General features: G+C 73.2%; 26 protein-coding genes and 1 riboswitch. Of the genes, 12 read left to right on the forward strand and 14 right to left on the reverse strand.

Annotated features, from left to right (window positions below):
- The first annotated feature begins 42 nt into the window (after nucleotides 1-42).
- A complete protein-coding gene (locus ACIA79_RS13255; RefSeq protein WP_399428315.1) occupies nucleotides 43-1,557 on the forward strand; it encodes a phytoene desaturase family protein in 1,515 nt (504 codons plus the stop codon).
- 39 nt (nucleotides 1,558-1,596) lie between these two features.
- Here ACIA79_RS13255 and ACIA79_RS13260 read toward each other — a convergent pair whose 3' ends face one another.
- The 5 genes from ACIA79_RS13260 to ACIA79_RS13280 all read right to left on the reverse strand — a co-directional run bounded on the left by ACIA79_RS13260 (nucleotide 1,597) and on the right by ACIA79_RS13280 (nucleotide 5,949).
- A complete protein-coding gene (locus ACIA79_RS13260; protein ID WP_399428317.1) occupies nucleotides 1,597-2,478 on the reverse strand; it encodes a hypothetical protein in 882 nt (293 codons plus the stop codon).
- Nucleotides 2,479-2,529: 51 nt separating this feature from the next.
- Nucleotides 2,530-3,447 (reverse strand): methylenetetrahydrofolate reductase [NAD(P)H], encoded by a 918-nt coding sequence (gene metF, locus ACIA79_RS13265; protein ID WP_399428318.1) that lies wholly within the window; start codon nucleotides 3,445-3,447, stop codon nucleotides 2,530-2,532.
- Nucleotides 3,448-3,598: 151 nt separating this feature from the next.
- On the reverse strand, nucleotides 3,599-4,249 hold the full coding sequence (gene thiE, locus ACIA79_RS13270) for a thiamine phosphate synthase (protein ID WP_399428319.1): 651 nt from the start codon (nucleotides 4,247-4,249) through the stop codon (nucleotides 3,599-3,601).
- 105 nt (nucleotides 4,250-4,354) lie between these two features.
- The gene (locus ACIA79_RS13275) at nucleotides 4,355-4,720 is read right to left on the reverse strand and encodes an Rv2175c family DNA-binding protein (RefSeq protein ID WP_399428320.1); all 366 of its coding nucleotides are present in this window, start codon (nucleotides 4,718-4,720) and stop codon (nucleotides 4,355-4,357) included.
- 62 nt (nucleotides 4,721-4,782) lie between these two features.
- The gene (locus ACIA79_RS13280; protein WP_399428321.1) at nucleotides 4,783-5,949 is read right to left on the reverse strand and encodes an NAD(P)/FAD-dependent oxidoreductase; all 1,167 of its coding nucleotides are present in this window, start codon (nucleotides 5,947-5,949) and stop codon (nucleotides 4,783-4,785) included.
- Nucleotides 5,950-6,574: 625 nt separating this feature from the next.
- A riboswitch (TPP riboswitch) is annotated at nucleotides 6,575-6,687 on the forward strand.
- Here ACIA79_RS13280 and thiO point away from each other — a divergent pair.
- The 6 genes from thiO to ACIA79_RS13310 all read left to right on the forward strand — a co-directional run bounded on the left by thiO (nucleotide 6,685) and on the right by ACIA79_RS13310 (nucleotide 12,560).
- Nucleotides 6,685-7,899, forward strand: a complete 1,215-nt coding sequence (gene thiO, locus ACIA79_RS13285; protein ID WP_399428322.1) for a glycine oxidase ThiO — start codon at nucleotides 6,685-6,687, stop codon at nucleotides 7,897-7,899. Its footprint overlaps the riboswitch before it by 3 nt.
- Nucleotides 7,896-8,096 (forward strand): sulfur carrier protein ThiS, encoded by a 201-nt coding sequence (thiS, locus tag ACIA79_RS13290; RefSeq protein WP_399428323.1) that lies wholly within the window; start codon nucleotides 7,896-7,898, stop codon nucleotides 8,094-8,096. Before thiO ends, thiS begins: the two co-directional genes overlap by 4 nt.
- A gap of 3 nt (nucleotides 8,097-8,099) precedes the next feature.
- Nucleotides 8,100-8,894, forward strand: a complete 795-nt coding sequence (locus tag ACIA79_RS13295) for a thiazole synthase (RefSeq protein ID WP_399428324.1) — start codon at nucleotides 8,100-8,102, stop codon at nucleotides 8,892-8,894.
- 110 nt (nucleotides 8,895-9,004) lie between these two features.
- A complete protein-coding gene (gene pknB, locus ACIA79_RS13300) occupies nucleotides 9,005-10,963 on the forward strand; it encodes a Stk1 family PASTA domain-containing Ser/Thr kinase (RefSeq protein WP_399428325.1) in 1,959 nt (652 codons plus the stop codon).
- A gap of 6 nt (nucleotides 10,964-10,969) precedes the next feature.
- The gene (locus ACIA79_RS13305) at nucleotides 10,970-11,818 is read left to right on the forward strand and encodes a deoxyribonuclease IV (RefSeq protein WP_399428326.1); all 849 of its coding nucleotides are present in this window, start codon (nucleotides 10,970-10,972) and stop codon (nucleotides 11,816-11,818) included.
- Between the two features lie 94 nt (nucleotides 11,819-11,912).
- Nucleotides 11,913-12,560, forward strand: coding sequence for a DUF4396 domain-containing protein (locus tag ACIA79_RS13310; protein ID WP_399428328.1), 648 nt, complete (start codon nucleotides 11,913-11,915; stop codon nucleotides 12,558-12,560).
- 88 nt (nucleotides 12,561-12,648) lie between these two features.
- Here the strand turns inward: ACIA79_RS13310 and ACIA79_RS13315 are convergent, their stop codons facing one another.
- A complete protein-coding gene (locus ACIA79_RS13315; RefSeq protein WP_399428329.1) occupies nucleotides 12,649-13,281 on the reverse strand; it encodes a sulfite oxidase-like oxidoreductase in 633 nt (210 codons plus the stop codon).
- A 166-nt stretch (nucleotides 13,282-13,447) separates the two neighbouring features.
- Between ACIA79_RS13315 and bfr the strand changes: the two genes are divergently transcribed.
- Nucleotides 13,448-13,927, forward strand: a complete 480-nt coding sequence (bfr, locus tag ACIA79_RS13320) for a bacterioferritin (protein ID WP_399428330.1) — start codon at nucleotides 13,448-13,450, stop codon at nucleotides 13,925-13,927.
- 25 nt (nucleotides 13,928-13,952) lie between these two features.
- On the opposite strand, the gene ACIA79_RS13325 is transcribed toward bfr, so the two are convergent.
- Both ACIA79_RS13325 and ACIA79_RS13330 read right to left on the reverse strand, forming a co-directional pair.
- On the reverse strand, nucleotides 13,953-14,210 hold the full coding sequence (locus ACIA79_RS13325; protein ID WP_399428331.1) for a bacterioferritin-associated ferredoxin: 258 nt from the start codon (nucleotides 14,208-14,210) through the stop codon (nucleotides 13,953-13,955).
- Between the two features lie 175 nt (nucleotides 14,211-14,385).
- A complete protein-coding gene (locus ACIA79_RS13330; protein WP_399428382.1) occupies nucleotides 14,386-15,732 on the reverse strand; it encodes a class II 3-deoxy-7-phosphoheptulonate synthase in 1,347 nt (448 codons plus the stop codon).
- 90 nt (nucleotides 15,733-15,822) lie between these two features.
- Here ACIA79_RS13330 and ACIA79_RS13335 point away from each other — a divergent pair, with 90 nt between their 5' ends.
- The gene (locus tag ACIA79_RS13335) at nucleotides 15,823-15,888 is read left to right on the forward strand and encodes a trp operon leader peptide (RefSeq protein WP_399428383.1); all 66 of its coding nucleotides are present in this window, start codon (nucleotides 15,823-15,825) and stop codon (nucleotides 15,886-15,888) included.
- A 102-nt stretch (nucleotides 15,889-15,990) separates the two neighbouring features.
- Nucleotides 15,991-17,976 (forward strand): anthranilate synthase family protein, encoded by a 1,986-nt coding sequence (locus tag ACIA79_RS13340; RefSeq protein WP_399428332.1) that lies wholly within the window; start codon nucleotides 15,991-15,993, stop codon nucleotides 17,974-17,976.
- On the opposite strand, the gene ACIA79_RS13345 is transcribed toward ACIA79_RS13340, so the two are convergent.
- The 5 genes from ACIA79_RS13345 to ACIA79_RS13365 all read right to left on the reverse strand — a co-directional run bounded on the left by ACIA79_RS13345 (nucleotide 17,963) and on the right by ACIA79_RS13365 (nucleotide 22,988).
- Entirely contained in the window at nucleotides 17,963-18,976 is a 1,014-nt protein-coding gene (locus ACIA79_RS13345) for a 2-hydroxyacid dehydrogenase (protein WP_399428334.1), read from the reverse strand. The genes ACIA79_RS13340 and ACIA79_RS13345 overlap by 14 nt on opposite strands.
- Before the next feature lie 139 nt (nucleotides 18,977-19,115).
- On the reverse strand, nucleotides 19,116-20,144 hold the full coding sequence (locus ACIA79_RS13350) for a 6-phosphofructokinase (RefSeq protein WP_399428335.1): 1,029 nt from the start codon (nucleotides 20,142-20,144) through the stop codon (nucleotides 19,116-19,118).
- 144 nt (nucleotides 20,145-20,288) lie between these two features.
- Nucleotides 20,289-20,963: a response regulator gene (locus tag ACIA79_RS13355; protein WP_399428336.1), complete on the reverse strand. Its 675-nt coding sequence runs from the start codon at nucleotides 20,961-20,963 to the stop codon at nucleotides 20,289-20,291.
- The gene (gene macS / locus ACIA79_RS13360) at nucleotides 20,960-22,162 is read right to left on the reverse strand and encodes a MacS family sensor histidine kinase (RefSeq protein ID WP_399428337.1); all 1,203 of its coding nucleotides are present in this window, start codon (nucleotides 22,160-22,162) and stop codon (nucleotides 20,960-20,962) included. Before macS ends, ACIA79_RS13355 begins: the two co-directional genes overlap by 4 nt.
- A 40-nt stretch (nucleotides 22,163-22,202) precedes the next feature.
- Nucleotides 22,203-22,988: a lysophospholipid acyltransferase family protein gene (locus ACIA79_RS13365; protein ID WP_399428338.1), complete on the reverse strand. Its 786-nt coding sequence runs from the start codon at nucleotides 22,986-22,988 to the stop codon at nucleotides 22,203-22,205.
- 216 nt (nucleotides 22,989-23,204) lie between these two features.
- On the opposite strand from ACIA79_RS13365, the gene ACIA79_RS13370 reads away from it, so the two are divergent.
- On the forward strand, nucleotides 23,205-24,011 hold the full coding sequence (locus tag ACIA79_RS13370; protein ID WP_399428339.1) for an alpha/beta hydrolase: 807 nt from the start codon (nucleotides 23,205-23,207) through the stop codon (nucleotides 24,009-24,011).
- The gene (locus tag ACIA79_RS13375) at nucleotides 24,004-24,567 is read left to right on the forward strand and encodes a hypothetical protein (RefSeq protein WP_399428340.1); all 564 of its coding nucleotides are present in this window, start codon (nucleotides 24,004-24,006) and stop codon (nucleotides 24,565-24,567) included. Before ACIA79_RS13370 ends, ACIA79_RS13375 begins: the two co-directional genes overlap by 8 nt.
- Before the next feature lie 114 nt (nucleotides 24,568-24,681).
- Here the strand turns inward: ACIA79_RS13375 and ACIA79_RS13380 are convergent, their stop codons facing one another.
- Nucleotides 24,682-25,434 carry an endonuclease/exonuclease/phosphatase family protein gene (locus ACIA79_RS13380; RefSeq protein WP_399428341.1) on the reverse strand — a complete coding sequence of 251 codons (753 nt, stop codon included), beginning with the start codon at nucleotides 25,432-25,434 and terminating at the stop codon, nucleotides 24,682-24,684.
- Nucleotides 25,435-25,464: the final 30 nt, after the last annotated feature.

The raw sequence follows: 25,464 nt of genomic DNA on the forward strand, positions 1-25,464 counted from the left end.
CCAGGCGCGGCGCTGTCGGCGGCGCCGGATAAGGTCCCTGGCATGGCACGGATTGCGGTGATCGGCGCCGGGATGGGCGCCATGGCGGCGGCGGCACGGCTGGCTGTGGCGGGCCACCGGGTGACGGTGTACGAGCGCGCGGGGACGTACGGCGGTGCGGTCGGCCGGTTCGAGCGCGACGGCTTCGCCTTCGACACCGGACCGGGTCTGCTGCACCTGCCCGCGGTCTACCGCGACCTCTTCGTGAAGACCGGCAAGGAGCCGCTGGAGCGGTGCGTCGGGATGACCCAGGTGGATCCGGCGAGCCGGCACGTGTTCGCCGACGGCACGACCGTGTCCCTGCCCAACGCCTCGCGCGCCGGTGTCGTGTCGGCGCTGGACGCGGCGCTCGGCGCGGGCGCGGGCGAACGCTGGGGCGGCTTCCTCAATCGCGCGCGGGACGCGTGGGACCGCTCGCGCCGGCCGCTGCTGGAGGAACCGCTGCCCGCCGACGTGTCGCCGTTCGACCGTGACCCGTACCCGGCGCTCAGGAGCGGTCTGCTGCGCCGTGCGGCGACCACGCTGGCCGGCGTGGGGCGCCGGGAGCTGGGCGATCCCCGGCTGGCGGCGCTGCTGGAGAGCTACGCGCTCTCCTACGGCTTCGACCCGGCCACCGCTCCCCCGTCCGCCGCCGTGCTGCCCTACATGGAGCAGACCTTCGGCAGCTGGTACGTGTCCGGCGGCATCCGGGCGCTGGCCGACGCGGTGTACCAGCGGTGCCTGGCCCGGAAGGTCGAGTTCGTCTTCGGTGCCGAGGTGACCGGGGTCGTGGCGAAGGACGGCCGCGCCGTGGGCGTGGAGCTGACCGGCGGCCGGGTGGCCGAGGCGGACCACGTGGTGGCCGGCGCGCCCGTTCCCTCGCTCTACCGGGACCAGGTCCTGGAGTGGCGCAGCCAGGACGAGTGGCCCCGCTACCAGTCGGCGGTGCGCACCGGGCGCGTGACGGTGTTCCTGGCGCTGCGGGGCGCCCGGCCCGGGGACGCCGTCCACCGCACGGTGGTGCACTCCGCCGACCGTGAGGACGAGCTGGACGCCCTCGCCGCGGGCCGGCTGTGCGACCGGCCGACCGTGACGGTGCTGCGCCCCGACGACGACCTGCTGCGCCCCGACGCCGGGCACGAGGCGGTCACCGTCACCGCGACCGTTCCCGGGGGCGGCGCGTGGGCGTCGGACAACCTGTGGGGCGAGGACCGGGAGGCGGAGGCGGCCGCGTTCGCCGACCGGATGACCGCGGCCGCGGAGGCCGCCGTTCCGGGGCTGCGGGAGCGACTGCTGTGGCGCGTGGTGCGCACCCCCGCCGACACGCTCCGGGAGACGGGCGCGTACGGGGTGCCCGGGCCGGCGCTGGCGGGCGCGGGCGGAACGCTGCTGCCCGCCGCCAACCCGGCACCGCTGGCGGGGCTGTACTTCGCCGGCGGATGGGCCCATCCGGGCGGGGGGCTGGCGCACGCCGGGATGTCGGGTGCGCTGGTGGCCGGGCTGATCGTGGAGGGCGCGGACTTCCGCGGCTCCCGGTAGCCGTACCGCGGGCGGTGCGGCACGGCCCCGGGGCCCGGCTCAGTAGCGGTACTGCGAGTCGTTCGGGTCGTAGCCGTACGGCGAGGACTGCCCGGGCGGCGGCGGGGGGTACTGCTGCTCGCCGTCGCGCTGCTGCGGCACCCAGACGCCGCCGGGTGGCGTGTCGGCGTGGCCGCCGTCGCCGTAGGCGTCCGGGTAGGGCAGCTGGCCGCCGTAGCCGTCGTAGGCGCCGTACGGCTGGGCGCCGGGGGCGCCGCTGGGGCCGATGTACGGGTCGGAGTAGGCGGCGTAGTGCTGCTGTCCGGTGCCGTAGTCGTACGAGGCGGAGTAGGTGTAGGCGTCCTGTGTCTCGTACCCGGGCTGGGCGTGGCTCCCGAAGCCGGAGTCGTACGACGCGTTCCGGTCGGCGTACGCGTCGGTCCCGGTCTGCTCGAACCCGTAGGCAGCGGCGGGCCCGGAGGAGGCGGCGGCGCCGGTGCTGGTGGGACCCGTGTAGACGCCGTACTGCCCGGTCTCGTCCGGCAGGGGCTGGGGTTCGTAGACGGCCGTGGTCTCGGCGGGCGCGGCCGGCGGTTCGGGCGTGTCGTAGTCGAGGTCGGTGACCTGGAGCGTGGGACCGCCCTCCGCCGCGGCGGCGCCGGACTTGCGCCGGCGGCTCGCGCCGGGGCTGCCGCCCAGCGCCCAGCCGGTGGAGAAGCCGCGGCGGAACGAGAGGGTGACGTACGTCTGGCCGACCGCGAACGCGAGCGCGCCGGCGATGATCACCGCGACGGAGGGCAGCAGCACGCCCACGACCACGCCCAGGAAGCCCGCGAAGGCGAGCAGGCGCCAGCGCAGCCGTGCCTTGTACTGCAGGAGCACCTCACCGAGCAGCCACAACGCGACGATTCCGAACGCGATGTAGAGGACCGTCCAGCCCATGCCCGCCCCTCTCGTACGGCCGCCGCCCCGTCACGGAGCGGGTACGGCCGGTCAGGACTGCTCGTGCAGTCCGAGATTTTCGTAGATCTCGAGCGTCGCAGTGGAGTTGTTCAGCGTGATGAAGTGCAGCCCGGGGGCACCCTCGGACAGCAGACGAGCGCCGAACTCCGTTGCGAACTCGATGCCAATGGAGCGTACAGCGGCCGGATCGTCCTGGACGGCGAGGATCCGCTCTTTCAGGGCGGGCGGGAAGTGCGCGTTGCTGAGCCGGGCGAACCGTTCGATCTGCTTCACGCTGGTGACCGGCATGATCTCCGGGATGATCGGCGTGTCGCAGCCCTTGGCCGCCGTCCGGTCGCGCAGCCGGAGATAGTCCTCGGGATCGAAGAACATCTGGGTGATCGCGTAGTCGGCGCCCGCCCGGCACTTGTCCACGAAATGACGAATGTCCGTGTCCCAGTCCGTGGAGCGGGGGTGCATCTCGGGGAAGGCCGCCACGCCCACGCAGAAGTCGCCCGACTCCTTGATCAGCCGGACGAGGTCGGCGGCGTACCGCACTCCCTCGGGGTGCGGGACCCACTCGCCCATCGGGTCGCCGGGCGGGTCACCCCGGACGGCGAGGATGTTGCGGATGTCGGCGTCGGCGTACTGGCCGATCATGTTGCGCAGCTCGGCGATGGTGTGGTTCACCGCGGTGAGGTGCGCGACGGGGGTGAGGGTGGTGTCGGCGGCGATCTGCTCGGTGGCCTTCACCGTCCCGGAGCGGGTGGAGCCGCCGGCCCCGTAGGTCACGGAGACGAAGCTCGGCGCCACCGCCTCGACCCGGCGCAGCGCGTTCCAGAGGTTCCGCTCGCCCTTCTCCGTCTTGGGCGCCCAGAACTCGAAGGAGTACGTCGTCTTGCCGGTCGCGAGCAGATCGCGCACGGTGAGGGCGCGATCCGACCTGGTGGAGGGTGTGCCAAGGGCCATACCCGCAGGTTAGCGAGGGTGGGTCGGCCACCCAACAGGAGAGGGGTGATTTGCCGGATTCGCCGGTTTGTTGTCCACGCCTCGGACAAAACATGGCCGAGCCGCGTCTCCCGGCGTCACGGCTCCGGGTGGCGCGCGGCGCTCCGGCCGCTCAGGCGGACCGCTCGCGCACCCGCTTGGCGAGCGCCGCCGCGGCCGCCGCGGGGTCGTCCGCCTCGGTGATGGCCCGGACGACGACGATCCGGCGGGCGCCGGCGTCCAGCACCTCGTCCAGGTTGTCCGCGTCGATGCCGCCGATCGCGAACCACGGCCGGTCCTGCTCCAGCGAGGCCGCGTACCGCACCAGGTCCAGGCCCGGCGCGTAGCGCCCCGGCTTGGTGGGGGTGGGCCAGCAGGGGCCGGTGCAGAAGTAGTCGACGCCCGGCTCGGCGACCGCCGCGTCCACCTCCGCCGCGGCGTGCGTGGAGCGGCCGATCAGCACCCGGTCGCCGAGAATGGCGCGGGCGGCGGGGACCGGCAGGTCGCCCTGGCCCAGATGCAGTACGTCGGAGCCGATGGCGTGCGCCACGTCGGCCCGGTCGTTCACCGCGAGCAGCTTGCCGTGGCGGCGGCAGGCGTCCGCGAAGACCGCCAGGTGCTCCAGCTCCTCGCCGGCCTCCATGCCCTTGTCGCGCAGCTGGACGACGTCCACACCGGAGGCGAGGACGGCGTCGAGGAACGCGGGGAGGTCCCCCTGCCGCTTGCGGGCGTCCGTGCACAGGTAGAGCCGGGCGTCGGACAGGAGCGCGCGTGCGGTGGACATGAGGTGTTCCCCCCGTGGGTGCGGTGGTGCGCGGGACGGGCGCCGGGCAGCCGGGCCCGTCGCGCGCACCACCTGGTGTCGGTGTGGTTCGGTACGTCGGTTACGTCAGACGGCGAGCGCCTGGGCGCGGCGCTTCACCTCCGTACCGCGATTCTCGCTGAGCGCCTGCGCGGGGGTGCCCGGCAGGGACGGGTCGGGGGTGAAGAGCCACTCCAGCATCTCTTCGTCGGTGAAGCCGTCGTCCTTCAGCAGGGTCAGGGTCCCGGCGAGACCCTTCAGCACCTTGCCGTCCTTGATGAAGGCGGCGGGCACCTGAAGCGTCCGGTTCTCACCGCGGCGCACGGCGATCAGCTGGCCCTCCTTGACCAGCTGCCGCACCCGCGTCACCTCGACACCAAGCAGGTCCGCGATGTCCGGCAGGTGCAGCCAGGCAGGGACGAGAGCATCGGTCTTTGCGTCAATCTCGGTCACGGGACAAGCGTGCCATCCCGGACCGACAGTCGGTACCCGGGCTACGCCGAGGGCGCGCCGGACTACCGCTGGGCCGCGGCCTTCAGGGGGACGGAAGGGTCGGCGACGCGCTGCGGATCGAGCACCGTGCCCGCCTCCATCAGCTTGCGGCCCTGCGCCAGGTCGCGGGGGCGGCCCACCGCCAGCAGCGCCCGCAGCGCGCCGTCGCACAGCCACGCCACGGACCAGGAGGCGCCGGCCGGGTCGCCCCGCCACACCAGGGTGTCGGCGCCCGCGTGATGGCCGGCGTACTGCACGAAGCGGCCGAACTGCTCGGACCAGAAGTAGGGCACCGGGTCGTACGCCCGGGGCGCCTCGCCCACGATGCAGGCCGCGACCGTGCGCGGGCCCTGGAGCGCGTTGTCCCAGTGGTGGACGAGCAGCCGTTCGCCGTAGCGGGCGGAGGGGAAGGAGGCGCAGTCGCCGACGGCGTACACGTCGGGGACGGAGGTGCGCAGATGGTCGTCGGCCACGATCGCACCGTCCTCGCCGAGCTCGATGCCGGAGCCCTTGAGCCAGTCGGTGGCGGGCCGCGCGCCGATGCCGACGACCACGGCCCCCGCGGGCAGCAGCCGGCCGTCGTCCAGAGCCACCTCGCCGGGTTCGACGTGCGCCACGCGCGCGTGCGTGAGGAGGGCGGCGCCGCTCTCCTCGTACCACTCGGCCATGGGGGCCGCGACCTCGGCGGGCAGTGCGCCCGCGAGCGGCCGGCCGGCCGCCTCGACCACCGTGACCGCGCAACCGGCCTCGCGGGCGGCCGTGGTGAACTCGGCCCCGATCCAGCCGGCGCCCACGACCACGATGTCGTGCTGGTCGGCCAGGACGGGGCGCAGCCGCTCGGCGTCGTCGAGCGTGCGCAGCAGGTGGACGCCCCGGATGCCTTCGGTGCCGGGCAGCGTGACGGGCACGGACCCGGTCGCCACCACCAGGACGTCGTACGGAACCGGCCCGGCCTCGGTGTCGACCTCGTGCGCGCCGGGGCGTACGCCGGTGACCTCCACCCCCAGGCGCAGTGTGATGCCGAGGGCTTCGAAGTCGACCTCGAAGGCGGAGCCCTCCGCCTTGCCGAGCAGGACCGCCTTGGACAGCGGCGGCCGGTCGTACGGCTGGTGGGGCTCGGCGCCGATCAGCAGCACCGGGCCGGTGAAGCCCTGTTCGCGCAGTGCCACGGCGGTCTGCACGCCGGCCATCCCGGCCCCGGCGATGACGACGCGCCGCCCGCCCGGCGACGGCCCGCCCCCCGGGACTGCGGCGGAGGACGGCGCGGGCGCCGGCCCGTCCGCCACCGGCGGCTCGGGGGCCGTTCCCCCGGCCGGGGGCCGTGGGGGCGCCGTCGCCCCGCCTGCGGGTCCGGCCGCGGGCTGTCCGGCCGGCGGTCGCCGGTCCGCCGGCCGCTGTCCTGCAGGGTCCTCGGCCGGGGGCCGCTTCGCACTCATCCGCTCGCTCACCCGCTCACCTTACGTAGCTGACGTGACGTCAGGAAGGCGGCTGCTCCACCGCGCTGGAGTCACTGCCCTCCCGGGACTCCCCTTCCCGCGTCCCCTCCGGCCGAACGCGGCCGCCGAGGCGCGGTGCCCCGGACGCCCGTCCGCCCGTCGCTGCGGCCGCTCGTACGCGGCCGCCCCTTTGCGGGTGCTCGGCGGGCTCCTCATGGCGGGTGCTCGGCGGGCTCCTCATGGCGGGTGCTGCGGGTCCGCGTACCCACCTGGCCGGGGGCCGGGCCGGCGGCCGGCGCGAGGACGGCGCCGCCGAGCGGGCGCGCCACGGCGAAGGCCCCTTACTGCGCGTTGCGGAGTGGGGTTAGTCTGGCCACCGCAGAGCACACGCGGGAGCCCGGACGCACCGGGCTGAGAGGGAGGCTGGACGGCCTCCGACCGTACGAACCTGATCCGGGTCATGCCGGCGAAGGGAGGGGCTGGACGCCCATGCATCCACGTACAGGACCGGATGTCCTCGTCATCGGGGGCGGGATCATCGGCCTGGTCACGGCCTGGCGGGCGGCGCAGCGCGGATTGCGCACCGCCGTCGTCGACCCCGAACCGGGCGGCGGGGCCGCCCAGGTGGCGGCGGGCATGCTCGCCGCGGTCACCGAACTGCACTACGGCGAGGAGACGCTCCTCGGCCTCAACCTCGCGTCGGCCCGCCGCTACCCGGACTTCGTCGCCGAACTGCAGGAGGCGGCCGGCGGGGCGGACGTCGGGTACCGGGCGTGCGGCACCCTCGCGGTCGCCCTGGACGCCGACGACCGCGCGCACCTGCGGGAGTTGCACGCCCTGCAGAGCCGTTCGGGCCTGGAGTCGGAGTGGCTGAGCGGACGCGAGTGCCGCCGCCTCGAACCGATGCTGGCGCCCGGTGTGCGCGGCGGGCTCCGGGTGGACGGCGACCACCAGGTCGACCCGCGGCGGCTGGCGGCGGCGCTGGTGGCCGCGTGCGAGCGGGCCGGGGTGGTCCTCCACCGGGCCTGGGCGGAACGGCTGATGGTGGTACGGGACCGGGCGGCGGGTGCCGTCCTGGGCGACGGGACGGAGGTCGCCGCCGGACAGGTGGTGCTGGCCGCGGGCAGCCTGAGCGGGCGGCTGGGCGGCGTGCCGGACGAGGTGCTGCCGCCCGTGCGGCCGGTCAAGGGGCAGGTGCTGCGGCTGACGGTGCCGTCCGCGTACGCGCCGTTCCTGTCGCGCACGGTCCGGGCGGTGGTGCGCGGCAGCCACGTGTACCTGGTGCCGCGGGAGAACGGCGAGCTGGTCGTCGGGGCCACCAGCGAGGAGCTCGGCTGGGACACCACGGTCACGGCGGGCGGGGTCTACGAGCTGCTGCGGGACGCCCACGAGCTGGTGCCCGGCATCACCGAGCTGCCGCTGACCGAGACCCGGGCGGGCCTCCGGCCGGGCTCCCCGGACAACGCACCGCTGTTCGGCCCGACCGCCCTGCCCGGCCTGCACCTGGCGACGGGGCACTACCGCAACGGGGTGCTGCTGACGCCCGTCACCGGCGACGTGATGGCCGAGGTGCTCATGACCGGCGCCCTTCCGGACGAGGCGCTGCCCTTCGCCGCGGCCCGTTTCGCCTCCGCTTCCGGCCCTGCCGATCCCGCTTCCGCTTCCGCTTCCGGATCCGCTCCCGTCTCCGTAGGAGTGTCATGAACGTCTCCGTGAACGGCGAGTCCCGCGAGCTCGCCGCCCCGACCACGCTCGACGCCCTGGTCGCCACGCTCACCACCGCACCGTCCGGTGTGGCCGCCGCGGTCAACGAGGCGGTCGTCCCGCGCGGCCGGTGGGCCGGGACGCTGCTCGGCGAGGGCGACCGGGTCGAGATCCTCACCGCGGTCCAGGGGGGCTGAGACATGGCCGACGACCGTCTGACCATCGCCGGGACCACCTTCGACTCCCGGCTGATCATGGGCACGGGCGGGGCGCCCAGCCTCGACGTGCTGGAACGCTCCCTCGTCGCCAGCGGCACCGAGCTGACGACCGTGGCCATGCGCCGCCTGGACCCCACGGTCCAGGGCTCGGTCCTGTCCGTCCTCGACAAGCTGGGCATCCGCGTCCTGCCGAACACCGCCGGCTGCTTCACGGCCGGCGAGGCCGTGCTGACCGCCCGCCTCGCCCGGGAGGCCCTCGGCACCGACTGGATCAAGCTGGAGGTGGTCGCGGACGAGCGGACGCTGCTGCCCGACCCGGTGGAGCTGCTCGACGCGGCGGAGACGCTCGTCGACGACGGCTTCACGGTCCTGCCGTACACGAACGATGACCCGGTCCTGGCGCGCAGGCTGGAGGACGTGGGCTGTGCGGCGGTCATGCCGCTGGGTTCGCCGATCGGATCGGGCCTGGGCATCCGCAACCCGCACAACTTCCAGCTGATCGTGGAGCACGCGCGCGTGCCGGTGATCCTGGACGCGGGCGCCGGTACGGCGTCGGACGCGGCGCTGGCGATGGAGCTCGGCTGCGCGGCGGTGATGCTGGCGTCGGCGGTGACGCGGGCGCAGGAGCCGGTGCTGATGGCGGAGGCGATGCGGCACGCCGTCGAGGCGGGGCGCCTGGCACACCGCGCGGGGCGGATCCCGCGGCGCCACTTCGCGCAGGCGTCGTCGCCGGCCGAGGGCCGGGCGGCCCTGGACCCGGAGCGCCCGGCGTTCTGAGACGCCGGGCTCCGCGCCTGGTCCGCCCCGGTGTCACAGGTCGGATGCAGTCGTGCGGGGGTGCCGTACGGGGCGGTGGGGGGTCGGTGCGGGCTCGTAGACTCGGGCGGGTGGATACGACCCTGCACGACCCGCTCGCGGGCCGGCTGCTCGACGGCCGCTACCGAGTCGAGGACCGCATCGCCGTCGGTGGCATGGCCACGGTGTACCGGGCCGTGGACACCCGGCTCGACCGCGTGCTCGCGCTCAAGGTGATGCACCCCGCCCTCGCGACCGACGCGACGTTCGTCGAGCGCTTCATCCGCGAGGCCAAGTCGGTGGCGCGGCTGTCGCACCCGAACGTGGTGGGCGTCTTCGACCAGGGCGCCGACGGGGCGTACGTCTACCTGGCGATGGAGTACGTCGCCGGGTGCACCCTCAGGGACGTGCTGCGCGAGCGCGGCGCGCTGCGGCCGCGGGCTGCGCTCGACATCCTGGAGCCGGTCCTCGCGGCGCTGGGGGCGGCGCACCGGGCGGGGTTCGTGCACCGCGACATGAAGCCGGAGAACGTCCTGATCGGGGACGACGGCCGGGTCAAGGTCGCCGACTTCGGTCTCGTACGGGCCGTCGGCGCCGCCACCAACACCACCGGGTCCGTCCTCGGCACGGTCTCCTACCTGGCGCCCGAGCAGATCGAGCACGGCGCGGCCGACACGCGTACCGACGTCTACGCGTGCGGTGTCGTCCTGTACGAGATGCTGACCGGCGCCAAGCCGCACTCCGGCGACACGCCCGCGCAGGTGCTCTACCAGCACCTGAACGCGGACGTTCCGGCGCCGTCGGCCGCCGTGCCGGGGCTGGCCGTGGAGCTCGACGAGCTGGTGGCGAGCGCCACCGCCCGCAACCCCGAGGTCCGTCCGCACGACGCGGTGGCGCTCCTGGCGCAGGCCCGCGAGGCGCGGGCGGCGCTCGCGGACGAGCAGCTGGACCTGGTCCCGCCGCAGGAGCACGCGCCCGCGGCGGACCGGGCCGGAGACCGGGACGGCGACGGCGAGGGGGCCGGCGCGGACGACGTGACGAGCGTGATCGCCCGGCCGCTGCCGCCGCCCGATCCGCAGGACGCGGTGCAGCACACCAGCCGTCTGGAGGCCCCCGCGCCCCCGCCGCCCGCCCCGGTCGGGCCGGGGCCGGTGGTGCGCAACCCGCGCCGCGGGCTGATCGCCGCTCTCGTCGCCGTCTTCCTCGTCCTGGGCGCCGGCGCCGGCGTCTGGTACATCAACTCCGGCCAGTTCACCCGCGTCCCGACGGTCCTCGGCCAGACGCAGGCGCAGGCCGAGAAGCGGCTCGCGGACGCCGGCCTCGAGGTCGAGCAGGTGAAGCGGGACTTCAGCGGCGCCTACGAGCGCGGCACCGTCATGGCCACGGACCCCGCCCCCGGTGAGCGGATCCGCGGCAACGGCTCCGTGACGCTCACCGTCTCGCGCGGCCCTGAGACCGTGAAGGTCCCGGACCTGGAGGGCAAGCCGCTCGCCGAGGCCAAGCGCGAGCTGGCGGGCCTCGGCCTGGCGCCGGGCGTGATCACCAGGGAGTTCAGCCGGGAGATCGAGCGGGGCGCGGTGATCAGCACCGATCCGGCGCCCGGCACGCAGCGGTCCCCGGACTCGGCGGTGGCGCTCGTCGTCAGCAAGGGCGCCCCGGTCGCCGTACCGGACGTCACCGGTGACCGGGTCGAGGACGCCACCCGTACCCTGGAGGACGCCGGCTTCACCGTGAAGGTCGCCGCCGAGCGGGTGCACTCGCCCGAGGCGGCGGGGAGCGTCGCCCGGCAGTCCCCCGCCAGGGGGCGGCAGGCCGCCGAGGGGGACACGGTCACCCTGACCGTCTCCAAGGGGCCGCGGATGGCCGACGTCCCGGACGTCGTCGGGGACAAGATCGACGATGCCCGGCGCGCGCTGGAGTCGGCCGGTTTCCGGGTGGAGGTCGACAAGGCCTTCCCGTTCCTGAGCGACACCGTCTCGTCCCAGTCCGTGCCCGGCGGCGGGCGGGCCCCCGAGGGCAGCACCATCACCATCAAGACCAAGGGAATCTGACCACCCATGCGCAACCCCGTCGGCGGCCACGTCCCCGTGGCCGGCGGCCTCGCCACGACCGGCCTGGCGTACGCCCGTGAGCTCGGCGCCGAGACCGTGCAGGTCTTCGTCGCCAATCCCAGGGGCTGGGCGACGCCCGTCGGCAACCCGGCGCAGGACGAACGGTTCCGGGCCGAGTGCGCCGCCGAGGGCATACCGGCCTACGTCCACGCCCCGTACCTGATCAACTTCGGCTCGCACACCGAGGCGACCGTCGCGCACTCGGTGACGTCCCTGCGCCATTCCCTGCGCCGCGCCCGGCAGATCGGCGCGCTGGGCGTCGTCGTGCACACGGGCTCGGCGACCGGCGGCCGCCCGCGCACGGAGGCCCTCGCACAGGTGCGGACGCACATGCTGCCGCTGCTGGACGAGCTCACGCACGACGACGACCCGTTCCTGCTGCTGGAATCGACCGCCGGGCAGGGCTCCTCGCTCTGCTCGCGGACATGGGACTTCGGCCCGTACTTCGAGGCGCTGGACTCCCACCCCAAGCTCGGTGTCTGCCTGGACACCTGCCACGTCTTCGCGGCCGGGCACGACCTGACCGGGGAGCACGGCATGCGCCAGACGCTCGACCTGCTGGTGGAGACGGTCGGCGAGGGGCGGCTGAAGCTGATCCACGCCAACGACTCCCAGGACGTGGCCGGCGCCCACAAGGACCGCCACGCCAACATCGGCGCGGGCCACATCGGCGAGGACCCGTTCCGGGAGCTGATGCGCCACCCGGCGACGGAGGGCGTACCGCTGGTCATCGAGACCCCCGGCGGGAAGGAAGGCCACGCGGCGGATGTGGAGCGGCTGAAGAAACTCCGGTGACGCGCTGCCCGGCAGCCCGCTCGGGAATACCCCCAGGGGGTATACGGTTTCCCTGTGGTCGACAGGAACCGCTACCGGACGTTGGGGGACTCCCATGCAGCACCACGGCCACACCGGCCACGAGCACCACGGCCACCTCGCACCGCACGGCCGCGCGGAGCACCGGGCCCACGCCGGAGGCCGGCGCGAGGACCACGCCGGACCCCAGGGCACCGGCCACGCAGGACACCAGCCCCCGGTCCACGCCGGGCACCCGCACCACCACGGCGGTCACGGGCGGCACCACCACCACAGCCCCGGCGGCGAGGCCGGCTGGGCCATGGCCGCCCGGGCCACGCTGCACTGCCTCACCGGCTGCGCCATCGGCGAGGTCCTCGGCATGGTCATCGGCACCGCGCTCGGCTGGAACAACATGGCCACCATGGCGCTCGCCATCGCCCTGGCCTTCACCTTCGGCTACGCGCTCACCCTGCGCGGCATCCTCAGGGCCGGGGTCGACTTCCGGACCGCCTTCCGCGTCGCCCTCGCCGCCGACACGCTCTCGATCGCCGTCATGGAGCTGATCGACAACGGCGTGCTCGCCCTCTGGCCGGGAGCCATGGACGCCCACATCACCGACGCCTTCTTCTGGGCGGCCCTGGCCTTCGCCCTGTTCGCCGCCTTCCTGATCACCACCCCGGTCAACAAGTGGATGATCGGGCGCGGCAAGGGCCACGCGGTGGTCCACCAGTACCACCACTGACACACCCCGGAGGGGTATGCGGTGAAGGCGTGCAGGGTCGAAGACGTACGGGGAGAAGGCGTACGCGGAGAGTACCGGGAGGGCGGCCCTACAGCTCGGGGCCGTCCCCCGGCTCCTCCTGGTACGAGTACCGCTGCTCCCGCCAGGGATCGCCGATGTTGTGGTAGCCGCGCTCCTCCCAGAAGCCGCGGCGGTCGGCGGTCATGTACTCCACGCCCCGGACCCATTTGGGCCCCTTCCAGGCGTACAGGTGCGGCACGATCAGCCGCAGCGGGAAGCCGTGCTCGGCGGTGAGCAGCTCACCGTCCTTGTGGGTGGCGAAAATCGTGCGGTCCGACGCGAAGTCCGCCAGGCGCATGTTCGCACTGAAGCCGTACTCGGCCCACACCATGACATGGGTGACGCGCTCGGCCGGCGGGGCCAGCTCCAGGATCGTCCGGGCCGGGACGCCACCCCATTCGGCCCCCACCATGCTGAATTTCGTCACGCAGTGCAGGTCCGCCACGACCGTGGAGAACGGCAGGGCGGAGAACGCCTCGTGGTTCCAGCAGTGCTTGTCGCCGTCCGCCGTGGCACCGAAGACACGGAATTCCCAGCGGTCCGGCTTGAACTTGGGGACGGGGCCGTAATGGGTGACCGGCCAGCCGCGCTGCAGCCGCTGCCCCGGCGGAAGCTCGGACTCCCCTGCTGTCCGGTGTTCCTCGCTCCCTGGCTGACCCATGACTCAATGGTGACAGACGGGGAAGGGTGGTCATGACCAGGAAGTGGGCGCCGGGAGGCCTTTTCGGGCAACTCCTACTAAGCCTCCACTTACTGGACGACCTACGCGGGCGGTGCGAGGATGCGCGGCATCTGCCCCGTTCACACGCGCGGAAGGAGCCTTTGCGATGCAAGGCGACCCCGAGGTCATCGAGTTCCTCAATGAGCAGCTGACCGCCGAGCTGACGGCGATCAACCAGTACTTCCTGCACGCGAAGATGCAGGAGAACTTCGGGTGGACGAAGCTCGCGAAGTACACCCGGGCGGAGTCGTTCGACGAGATGAAGCACGCCGAGGTGCTGACCGACCGGATCCTCTTCCTGGACGGGCTGCCGAACTACCAGCGGCTCTTCCACGTCCGGGTGGGCCAGACGGTGACGGAGATGCTCCAGGCGGACCGGCAGGTCGAGGTGGAGGCGATCGACCGCCTCAAGCGCGGCATCGAGGTGATGCGCACCAAGGGCGACATCACGTCGGCGAACATCTTCGAGTCGATCCTGGCGGACGAGGAGCACCACATCGACTACCTCGACACCCAGCTGGACCTCATCGACAAGCTCGGTGAGGCGCTGTACATCGCCCAGCTGATCGAGCAGCCGGAGAGCTAGGCCCGCCGGATCCGGAAAACAGGCTTTAGGCCGCTTCGGCGACTTCCACGGCCTCGGCGGTGACGTCCGCCGCGAGGGCCGGCTTGCCCTGGTCCACCAGGTCCCGGCGCGGGCAGTTGCCCCGCCCGAGGATCGCCTGGATGCGGCGTACGCAGGAGCCGCAGTCGGTGCCGGCCTTGCAGGCCGACGCTATCTGGCGAGGCGTGCAGGCGCCGGCGTCCGCGTGTGCCTTGACCTGCTTCTCGGTGACGCCGAAGCACGAGCAGACGTACACGCGGCTCACCTCCTGCGGGGATCGTCGGGATCGGGCTCTGTAGTTGCGACCCCATCCCGTTGATCGGTGAGGCTAACCTAACCTTACCCCGGCGCCCCGTCGCGCAAAAGGCGGGGAAACGACGATGGGGCGCGGATCACATGGATCCGCGCCCCACCTTCACGTCAAGGCCCTTTTCGGCCGATCACTGGTCCCGGTACATCTCCGCCACCAGGAACGCCAGGTCCAGCGACTGGCTGCGGTTGAGCCGCGGGTCGCAGGCGGTCTCGTAGCGCTGGTGCAGGTCGTCGACGAAGATCTCGTCGCCGCCGCCCACGCACTCGGTGACGTCGTCACCGGTCAGCTCGACGTGGATGCCGCCCGGGTGGGTGCCGAGCTCCTTGTGGACCTCGAAGAAGCCCTTGACCTCGTCGAGCACGTCGTCGAAGCGGCGCGTCTTGTGGCCGGAGGCGGCCTCGAAGGTGTTGCCGTGCATCGGGTCGGTCACCCACGCGACCGTCGCCCCGGACGCCGTGACCTTCTCGACCAGCGCGGGGAGCTTGTCGCGGACCTTGTCGGCCCCCATCCGGACGATGAAGGTCAGCCGGCCCGGCTCGCGCTCGGGGTCGAGGCGGTCGATGTACGTCAGGGCCTCGTCGACCGTGGTCGTCGGGCCGAGCTTGATGCCGATCGGGTTACGGATCCGCGAGGCGAACTCGATGTGCGCGCCGTCGAGCTGGCGGGTGCGCTCACCGATCCACACCATGTGGCCCGAGGTGTCGTAGAGCTGCCCGGTCCGGGAGTCGACCCGGGTGAGGGCCGACTCGTAGTCCAGCAGCAGGGCCTCGTGCGAGGCGAAGAACTCGACCGTGCGGAACTCCGCCGGGTCGGTCCCGCACGCCTTCATGAAGTTCAGCGCGTTGTCGATCTCGCGCGCCAGCTGCTCGTAGCGCTGCCCCGACGGCGACGACTTCACGAAGTCCTGGTTCCAGGCGTGCACCTGGCGCAGGTCGGCGTAACCGCCGGTGGTGAAGGCGCGCACCAGGTTCAGCGTCGAGGCCGACGCCTGGTACATGCGCTTGAGCCGCTGCGGGTCCGGAATCCGGGCCTCTTCGGTGAACTCGAAGCCGTTGACGGAGTCGCCGCGGTAGGTCGGCAGCGTCACCCCGTCGCGGGTCTCGGTCGGCTTGGACCGCGGCTTGGAGTACTGGCCGGCGATCCGCCCCACCTTCACGACGGGTACGGAGGCGGCGTAGGTCAGGACGGCGCCCATCTGGAGCAGCGTCTTCAGCTTGTTCCGGATGTGGTCGGCCGACACGGCGTCGAAGGCCTCGGCGCAGTCGCCGCCCTGGAGCAGGAACGCCTCGCCCCTGGCGACGGCTCCCATCCGGGCGCGCAGCTGGTCGCACTCGCCTGCGAAGACGAGCGGCGGATACGCCTCGAGGTCCGCGATCACATCGCGCAGAGCCTCGGCATCCGGGTACTCGGGCTGCTGCGCCGCGGGCAGGTCTCGCCAGGTGTTGCCACCGGTAGCGGTGGTCTTAGCGTTCACGGTCACCTGCACAACCTTACGGGGTCTTCCCATGCGTCCATCTGTGAGCTCACCTGATGAGACAAGAAATCATGGGGTAAGGTGCGCCGCATGTACGCGCAGACGAACCGGACGATCCGGAACTGGTGGTGGACCGCTCATCCGGCGGCCCACTGATCGCGCGCACACCGACACACGCGAAGGCTGCCCGAGGGGCGGCCTTTTCTCGTTTCACGGGCTGTTCCTCTCCGCCGGACCACTTCCTGGAAGGAACGCACCATGGACGCCGACCACGACCCCGACCGCACTCCCGGCCGCGACGCCGGCCGCGAGCTCAGCAGGCTGCTCGACCCGTCGGGCCCGGCCTTCGCCCTGCTCCGCAGGCGTACGCCGGGCCGCGACCACGACACCGTCGAGGTGCTGACCGGCGCGGTGCACGAGGCCGGGCGGCTGGCCGACATCCCCGTCGGCGAGCGCCCCGCGCTCGCGCTCGTGCCCTTCCGGCAGCTGCGGGAGCGGGGCTTCGACGTACGGGACGACGGGACGCCGCTATCCGTGCTCGTCGCCGACGAGTCGTACGAGCTGCCGCTCGCCGCGGTTCTGGAGCGGCTGCCCGACCACGACGTGACGGTCGAGGACGGCGGCTTCGACGTCCCGGACGAGGAGTACGCGCGGACCGTGCGCCGGGTGGTCGAGGAGGAGATCGGCCGCGGCGAGGGCGCGAACTTCGTCATCCGCCGCACCTACCGGGGGCGGATCGGGGGCTTCGGGCGGCGGGACGCACTGGCGCTGTTCCGGCGGCTGCTGGCCGGTGAGCGGGGCGCGTACTGGACCTTCGTCGTGTGCACCGGGGAGCGCACGCTCGTGGGCGCGAGCCCGGAGGTGCACGTGCGGATGTCGGGCGGCACGGTCGTGATGAACCCGATCAGCGGCACGTACCGCTATCCGGCTGGGGGGCCGACGCCCGAGGACCTGCTGCGCTTCCTCGCCGACCGCAAGGAGACCGACGAGCTCTCCATGGTCGTGGACGAGGAGCTGAAGATGATGTGCACGGTCGGGGACATGGGCGGGGTGGTGATCGGCCCCCGGCTCAAGGAGATGGCGCACCTGGCGCACACCGAGTACGAGCTGCGCGGCCGCTCCTCGCTGGACGTCCGGGAGGTGCTGCGCGAGACGATGTTCGCGGCGACCGTCACCGGCTCCCCGGTGCAGAACGCCTGCCGGGTGATCGAACGCCACGAGACGGGCGGCCGCGGGTACTACGCGGGTGCCCTGGCCCTGCTCGGCACGGACGCGGGCGGTACGCAGACCATGGACTCGCCGATCCTCATCCGGACCGCCGACATCGCGGCCGACGGCGAGCTGCGGGTGCCCGTCGGCGCCACGCTGGTGCGCCACTCCGACCCGGCGGGTGAGGTCGCCGAGACGCACGCCAAGGCCGCGGGTGTCCTGACGGCACTGGGGGTGCGCCCCGGGCGGCCGCGCGAGGAGTCCGTACGGCCCCGGCTGGCGGACGATCCGCGGGTGCGGGCCGCGCTGGACGCGCGGCGCGCGGACCTGGCGCCGTTCTGGCTGCGCATGCAGGACCGGCCGGCGGAGCCGGCCGCCGGGCACGCCCTCGTGGTGGACGGGGAGGACACCTTCACGGCGATGCTCGCGCACCTGCTGCGCTCCACGGGCCTGGAGGTCACGGTGCGGCGCTTCGACGAGCCGGGGCTGCGGGAGGCGGCACTGGCGCACGAGGGGCCGGTGGTGCTGGGCCCGGGACCCGGGGACCCGGGGGATCCGGGCGATCCGAGGATGCGGTCGCTGCGGTCGCTCGCGGCCGGTCTCGTACGCGACCGGCGGCCGGCGGCCTCCAGGCCCGCGGCCACCGCTCCCCGGGGCGGGCTTCCGAGCGGCCCTCCGGGCCGCGTCACGATGGGTGTGTGCCTGGGCCACGAGCTGATCGCGGCCGAGCTGGGGCTGGAGATCGTGCGCAAGCGGGTGCCGTTCCAGGGGGCGCAGGCGCGGATCGACCTGTTCGGCGCAGCGGAGACGGTCGGCTTCTACAACAGCTTCACGGCCCGCTGCGACGGCGCGTCCGCCGCGGAGCTGGCGGCGCGCGGCGTCGAGGTGAGCCGCGACCCGGCCACCGGCGAGGTGCACGCGCTGCGCGGGCCGGGCTTCGCGGGCGTGCAGTTCCATCCCGAGTCGGTGCTGACGCTGCGCGGCGCGGCCATCGTGCGGGAGCTGCTGCGGGGGTCGGCGGTCAGCCGGCGATGAGGTCGCCGGGCGGCGGGACCAGCACGTTCTCGCTGCGGCGGCCCGCCACGTAGTCGGTGATGTTGCGCACCGTCGTCGCGATGATCTCGTTCACCGCGTCGACGGTGTAGTACGCCTGGTGGGAGGTGACGACCACCTGAGGGAAGGTCATCAGCCGGGCGAGGGTGTCGTCGGTGACGGGCTCCAGGGACTTGTCCATGTAGAAGAGCCCGGCCTCCGCCTCGTACACGTCCAGTCCGACGCCGGTGAAACGCCCGGCGCGCAGCTCGCCGACGAGGGCCTCGGTGTCGATCAGCCCGCCGCGGCTGGAGTTGATCAGGATGGCGTCGTCCTTCATGGCCTTGAGGGCGGCGGCGTCGACCACGTGCCGTGTCGCGGGCAGCAGCGGAACGTGCAGGCTGATGACGTCCGCGGCGGCGAAGAGCTCCTCCTTGTCGACGTACACCATGCCGAGCTCCTCGCACGCCGGGTTGCGCACGGCGTCCCAGCCGAGGAGCCGCATGCCGAAGCCGTGCGCGATCCGGGCGAAGGCCTCGCCGATGCGGCCGGTGCCCAGCACGCCGGCCGTGCGGCCGTGCAGGTCCCGGCCGAGCAGCCCGTCGAGGCGGAAGTCGAAGTCGCGGGTGCGCCGGGCGGCGCGCACGATGCGGCGGTTGACGGCCATGGCCAGCGTCCAGGCGAACTCGGCCACCGAGTACGGCGAGTAGGCGGAGACCCGGGCCACGGTGAGACCCAGCTGCCGGGCGGTGGTGAGGTCGATGTTGTTGAAGCCGGTGGAGCGCTGGGCGATCATCCTGGTTCCGCCCGCCGCGAGGGCGCGCAGCACGCGCCCGTCGAGGTCGGCGTTGACGCTGGTGGAGACGGCCTCGTACCCGGCGGCGATGGGGACGGTGTCCTCGGTGAGGAAGACGTCCAGGCAGCGCAGGTCGTGGTGGCCCGCGAACGCGGCTTCCATCAGCGGCCGCTCGTCGGCCTGCACACCGAACGCGAGGGTGTCCACGGCGTGTCCTCCTGGGTGGGCTCCGGGTCCGGTTCACGGCGTTGTGGCATGTATGTCACCACCTGCACGGTTGTCGCGAATATACGGCCCCCGGCCCGCCGGCCGACGGCAGCGCGTCGGGCGCCCGGCCCGGAGGGACTCAGCCGAAGAAGACCCCGATCTCCTCGTACAGGCGCGGGTCGACCGTCTTCAGCCGTGCGGTCGCCTCGCGGATGGGCACGCGGACGATGTCCGTTCCGCGCAGCGCGACCATGGTGCCGAAGGCGCCGTCGCGGACCGCGTCGATCGCGTGGAGCCCGAACCGGGTGGCCAGCCAGCGGTCGAAGGCGCTGGGCGTGCCGCCGCGCTGGACGTGGCCGAGGACGGTGGTGCGGGCCTCCTTGCCGGTGCGCTTCTCGATCTCCTTGGCCAGCCACTCGCCGACCCCGGAGAGCCGGACGTGGCCGAAGGAGTCCAGCGTCCCGTCCTTGAGCACCATGTCGCCGTCCGCGGGGACGGCGCCCTCGGCGACGACGACGATCGGCGCGTACGACGCCCGGAAGCGGGAGGTCACCCAGGCGCAGACCTGATCGACGTCGAAGCGCTGCTCGGGGATGAGGATGACGTTGGCCCCGCCGGCCAGGCCCGAGTGGAGCGCGATCCAGCCCGCGTGCCGGCCCATGACCTCCACGACGAGCACCCTCATGTGGGACTCGGCGGTGGTGTGGAGGCGGTCGATGGCCTCGGTGGCGATGGAGACGGCGGTGTCGAAGCCGAAGGTGTAGTCGGTGGCGGACAGGTCGTTGTCGATGGTCTTGGGCACGCCGACGCAGGGCACGCCGTGCTCGTCGCACAGGCGGGCCGCGACGCCGAGGGTGTCCTCGCCGCCGATCGCGATGAGCGCGCCCACCCCGCGCTCGGCGAGGTTCTCCCGGATGCGGCGGACCCCGTCCTCCACCGTCAGGGGGTTGGTGCGCGAGGAGCCGAGGATGGTGCCGCCGCGCGGCAGGATGCCCCGCACCGCCGGTATGTCGAGCCGCACGGCGCGCCCCTCCAGGGGGCCGCGCCAGCCGTCCCGGAAGCCGGTGAACTCGTAGCCGTACTCCTGGACACCCTTGCGGACGATGCCGCGGATGACCGCATTCAGGCCGGGGCAGTCGCCGCCCCCGGTCAGTACTCCGACCCGCATGGACCGTTCCCTTCGCCGTCACCACAGACGCACGGAGCCGTACGGGCGCACAGGCCCGCACACGGCCACGGTAAGGGTGACGTGCGTCACTCCGGGATGGTACGAAAGGTGAATTCCGGGTGGGCGTAGGGAAGTTACGCGCGGCTACGCGTCGTCGAGGCCGCGCTCAATCGCATAGCGCACGAGCTCCACCCGGTTGTGCAGCTGGAGCTTGCCGAGCGTGTTCTGCACGTGGTTCTGGACGGTGCGGTGCGAGATGACCAGGCGCTCGGCGATCTGCTTGTAGCTCAGCCCCTTGGCGACCAGGCGCAGCACCTCGGTCTCCCGCTCCGTCAGCCGCGGCGCCCCGGGCTCGTCCGGCCCGGTCGCGGGCGCGGGGTCGGAGGCGAGCCGGCGGTACTCGCCGAGCACCAGCCCGGCCAGGCCCGGGGTGAAGACCGGGTCGCCGACCGCGGTGCGGCGCACGGCGTCGATCAGCTCCGCGGTGCTGGCCGACTTCAGCAGGTATCCGGTCGCGCCGGACTTCACCGCCTCCAGGACGTCCGCGTGCTCACCGCTCGCGGAGAGCACCAGCACCCGCAGCGCGGGGTTGGCGCCGACGAGCTCCTTGCAGACCTGGACGCCCGGCTTGGCGGGCAGGTTCAGGTCCAGGACCAGCACGTCGGGGCCGGCGGCATGGGCGCGGCGCACCGCCTGCTCGCCGTCCCCGGCGGTGGCGACGACGTCGAACCCCGCCTCGGTCAGGTCGCGGGCGACCGCGTCCCGCCACATCGGGTGGTCGTCCACGACCATCACCTTGATCCGCTGCTGCTCGCTCATCGCCCTGCCTTCCCCCGTGGAACCTTCAACTCGACTTCCGTGCCCTGCCCGGGCACCGACACCACATCGGCCGTACCGCCCAGCTCGCGCAGCCGGCCGCGGATGGAGAGGGCCACGCCCATGCGGCCCTCGCCCTCCGCCTGCGCCAGCCGGCCCTCCGGGATGCCCGGCCCGTCGTCCCGCACCGTGACGATCACCTCGTCCGGCCAGTCCTCGACCAGGATCCACGCCGGGGCGTCCTCCCCGACGTGCCTGCGGACATTGTCCAGGGCCGCACCGACGGCGGCCGCCAGTTCACGCGCCGCCGCCGGCGGCACCAGCACCGGAGCGCCCGGTTCCGAGAAGGTGACCCTCGAACCGGCGAACGGGGCCAGCAGTGTGCGCAGGTCGGTGGGGGCACCGTCCTCGTCGGGCTCCTCCACCTCACGGACGACGGCGCCCTGCGACTCGTCCTCCGAGACCCGGGAGGTGCGGGTCAGGCCGCCCGCGACCAGGGTGCGCAGCGCCACCTCCTGCTCCCCCGCCATCCGGCCCAGCTCGGCGGCCTCGCCGCCCAGCGCCGTGCCCCTGCGCTGCACCATGGCCAGCACCTGGAGGACGGAGTCGTGGATGTCGCGGGCCAGGCGCTCGCGCTCGCGGGTGGCCGCCTCGATCTCCAGGGCGCGGGCGAGGGTGCGCTCCGAGGCGCGGGCGACCTCCACCACGTAGCCGATGGCTATGGAGGCGACCCACACCAGCAGCACGTTGTGCAGGGTGTCGCGGCTGGGATCACCACGCTCGATGATGTTGGCGACGGCGACCAGGGACGAGGCGAAGGCGGCCCAGCGCCAGCCGCCCTTGATGGCGTAGGCCAGGACCGAACCGGCCGTCCAGATGGTCGGCAGCGTGGACCCGTCGAACGTCTGGGCGTCCACATCGGCGAGCGGCGTCAGCAGGATGCCGGTGAGCGCGAGGGTGAGGTCGGCGACGAGGAAGGGCCTCGTGCAGCCGGCGGCGCCCGCCACCTTGGGCAGGGTGGCCAGGGTCCACACGGACATCACGGCGAGGAAGGCGACCGCCACCCAGGGGCGCTCGAACATGTCACGGGTGAGCACGAAGAGGCCCACCGCGTACAGCATGGTCAGGACGCGGTACGCGGTGAGGGCACGCCACAGCGGCTGCTCGACGGACATGCGCACGACGCGCTCGCGCTTGGCCAACTCCCCCACCCCCGGATGTACGGCTGGACGTGCCGCGCGCTCAGGCGCCGGGCTGCTCCCGCTCGCCCTGCGCCGCCTCCTTCGCCGCCCCCTTGGCGGCTTCCTTCGCCGCTTCCTTGGCCGCTTCCTTGGCAGCCTTCTCCGCGTCGGCGATCTGGCGCTTGGCCGCCGTGGCGTAGATGTCGACGTACTCCTGGCCCGACAGCTTCATGATCTCGTACATCACCTCGTCGGTGACCGAGCGCAGGATGAAACGGTCGCCGTCCATGCCCTGGTACCGGCTGAAGTCCAGCGGCTTGCCGATCCGGATCCCCGGGCGCATCAGCTTGGGGACGACCTTGCCGGGCGGCTGGATCTTCTCGGTGTCGATCATGGCGACCGGGATGACGGGCGCGCCCGTGGCCAGCGCCACGCGCGCCAGGCCACCCGGCTTGCCGCGGTAGAGCCGGCCGTCCGGCGAGCGGGTGCCCTCCGGGTAGATGCCGAACAGCTCGCCCCGCTCGATGACCTCGATACCGCTGCGGATGGCCGCCTCGCCCGCGCCCCGCGCACCCGAACGGTCCACCGGGAGCTGCCCCACGCCCTTGAAGAACGCGGCCGTGAGCCGGCCCTTCAGGCCCGGCGAGGTGAAGTACTCGGCCTTGGCGATGAAGGTCACCTTGCGATCCAGGACCGCCGGCAGGAAGAAGGAGTCCGAGAAGGAGAGGTGATTGCTCGCGAGGATCGCCGGCCCCTCGGCGGGAATGTTCTCGAGGCCCTCCACCCAGGGCCGGAAGGCGAGCTTCAGCGACCCTCCGATGGAGAACTTCATTGCGCCGTAGATCAAGTTTCGAGTGCCTCTCCTGTGTTCCGTCGATCAGACCATAACCCGTGCGGCGGCTGTGCTCCGCGCCCACGGGCCGCCGCCGGCCCGCCCGCCCCGCTCCCGGGGGAGAACCGGAGGTTCCCCGGTGGGGCAACGACCCTGGTCGGTGTCAGCCCGGTCGCGTACGGTGAAGTACACCTTCCCCGAGACCCACCGATCACCGAACAGGAGACCCCCGTGCCGGTCCTCCCCGGAGCCGAGCCGTACCGCCACGAGGGCGGCGAGGTCGGCGTGCTGCTCTGCCACGGTTTCACCGGCTCGCCGCAGTCCCTGCGGCCGTGGGCCGAGTACCTGGCCGAGCGCGGCCTGACGGTGTCGCTGCCCCTGCTGCCCGGGCACGGCACCCGCTGGCAGGACATGCAGCTCACGACCTGGCAGGACTGGTACGCGGAGGTCGACCGGGAGCTGCGCGCGCTGCAGGCCCGCTGCAGCCGGGTCTTCGTCTTCGGGCTCTCCATGGGCGGGGCGCTCACCCTGCGCCTGGCCGCCAAGCACGGTGACGCGGTCCAGGGCATCGTCCTCGTCAACCCGGCGAACAAGGTGCACGGCATCGCCGCCCACGCCCTGCCGGTCGTACGCCATCTCATCCCGTCGCAGCCCGGCATCACGAGCGACATAGCCAAGGACGGCTCGGCGGAGCTCGGGTACGAGCGGGTGCCGCTGCACGCCGCGCACTCCCTGCGGCAGCTGCTGCGGATGGTCGACGGCGAGCTGCCCCAGGTCACCCAGCCGGTCCTGCTGCTGCACAGCCCGCAGGACCACGTGGTGCCGCCCGCCGACTCGGCCCGCATCCTGAGCCGCATCTCGTCGGTGGACGTCCGGGAAGTCCTCCTGGAACAGAGCTACCACGTCGCGACGTTGGACCATGACGCGGAGCGGATCTTCGAAGAGAGTCACGCGTTCATCAGCCGGCTCGCTCCGACTGTCGGCAACACGGGGTCCCCCATGCCGGAGGCCCGGGGAGGGAGCACCACCGGTGGCTGAGCAGCACGACTCGGACAAGCGGGACGAGCAGCCGTTCGACGAGGAGGCGGCCTGGGCGGCGATCGTCGCCGCGTACGGCGAGGAGCCGGCCGACCCGCCGGGCATCAAGCCCTTCAAGTCGGTCGAGGACCTCGCCCTGCTGGAGGACGACGTCAACGAGGACCCCAAGGCGAGCGGCATGAGCGACACGGCCCCCGACCGGCCGCTGGGCAGCTCCGTGGTCTTCGCACCCGGCGTCGGAGGCGCCGGCCCGCGCGACTACGGGCTCGCCGAGCCGAAGGACGACGACACCGACGACACCGACGAGGGCCACTTCGTCCCGCCGGAGCCGCCGCCGCTGCCGGAAGCCGACACGGCCGCCAAGTTCGCCTGGCTCGGCGTGGTCGGCGGTCCGGTGCTGATGCTGTTCGCCGTCCTGCTCCAGTGGGACATGACCTGGTGGCTCACCACCCTCTGCGTCGGCGGCTTCGTCGGCGGCTTCCTCACCCTGGTCGCCCGGATGCGCCACGGCGACGAGGAGGAGGACGACGACCCCGGCCGCGGGGCTGTGGTGTAGGGCCCCGGTTCTCCTCCGGGGCGCCCCGGTCGGTGTCGGCGGTCGGTCGGGGCGAGGCCATGGGTCACGGACCGGAAGGGGACGGGGGCCGGTGGGGCCCCGGGACGGACGGGGTCAGAGCGGGGGGACCCTGAGGGCCGCCAGGACCGGGAGGTGGTCCGTGGCCGCGCGGAGGTCGGCGTCCGCCAGGCCCGGCAGGCCCTGCGGGACCCCGCAGCCCAGGACCTCGATGCCCTTCGTCGCGAAGACCGCGTCGATCCGCTGGTACGGGTCACCGGGGGCCCAGGTGTGCTCGCCTCCCCAGGGCCGTACCGCCCAGCAGTCCTGCAGCTCGGCCGCGAGGCGGCGGAAGGACGGGCCGGCGGGCCGTTCGTTGATGTCGCCCGCCGCGATCGCGTGCGGCACGTCCAGCGCGGCCAGCCGGTCGAGGAGCATGCCGGCCTGGGCGTACCGCTCGTCGGACCGGAGGCTGAGGTGGCAGCTGACCAGGCCGATGCGGGCGCCGCCGATCCGGACCACCGCCGTCGCGAAGCCGCGGCGGTGCAGGCCGGGCGTCAGCGGCAGCAGGACGTCCTCCGTGCGTTCGACGGTCGCTCTCAGCGAACACAGCAGCAGCGGTCCCGCCGCGGTCGCGCCGCCGCTCAGCACCACCAGCTCGCTCTTCGCCGCGAGCCGCGCCGCGTGCTTGCGCCACCGGAAGAAGCGGGGCGCCTCCTGGACGAAGACCAGGTCGGGCCGGCACGCGCGGATCACGCGGGCCAGGGCGTCCTCGTCGTCGCGCATCGACCGGATGTTGTAGGAGAGGACCCGCACCACGGCCGAACCGTCCGGCTCGGTACGGGAGTCGGGGAGGTCGTCGAGCGTCATGCCAAGACGATAGGACGGTGCCCGCCGCAT

Source organism: Streptomyces sp. NPDC051310 (assembly GCF_044455245.1).
In the GTDB taxonomy this organism is placed as follows: domain Bacteria; phylum Actinomycetota; class Actinomycetes; order Streptomycetales; family Streptomycetaceae; genus Streptomyces.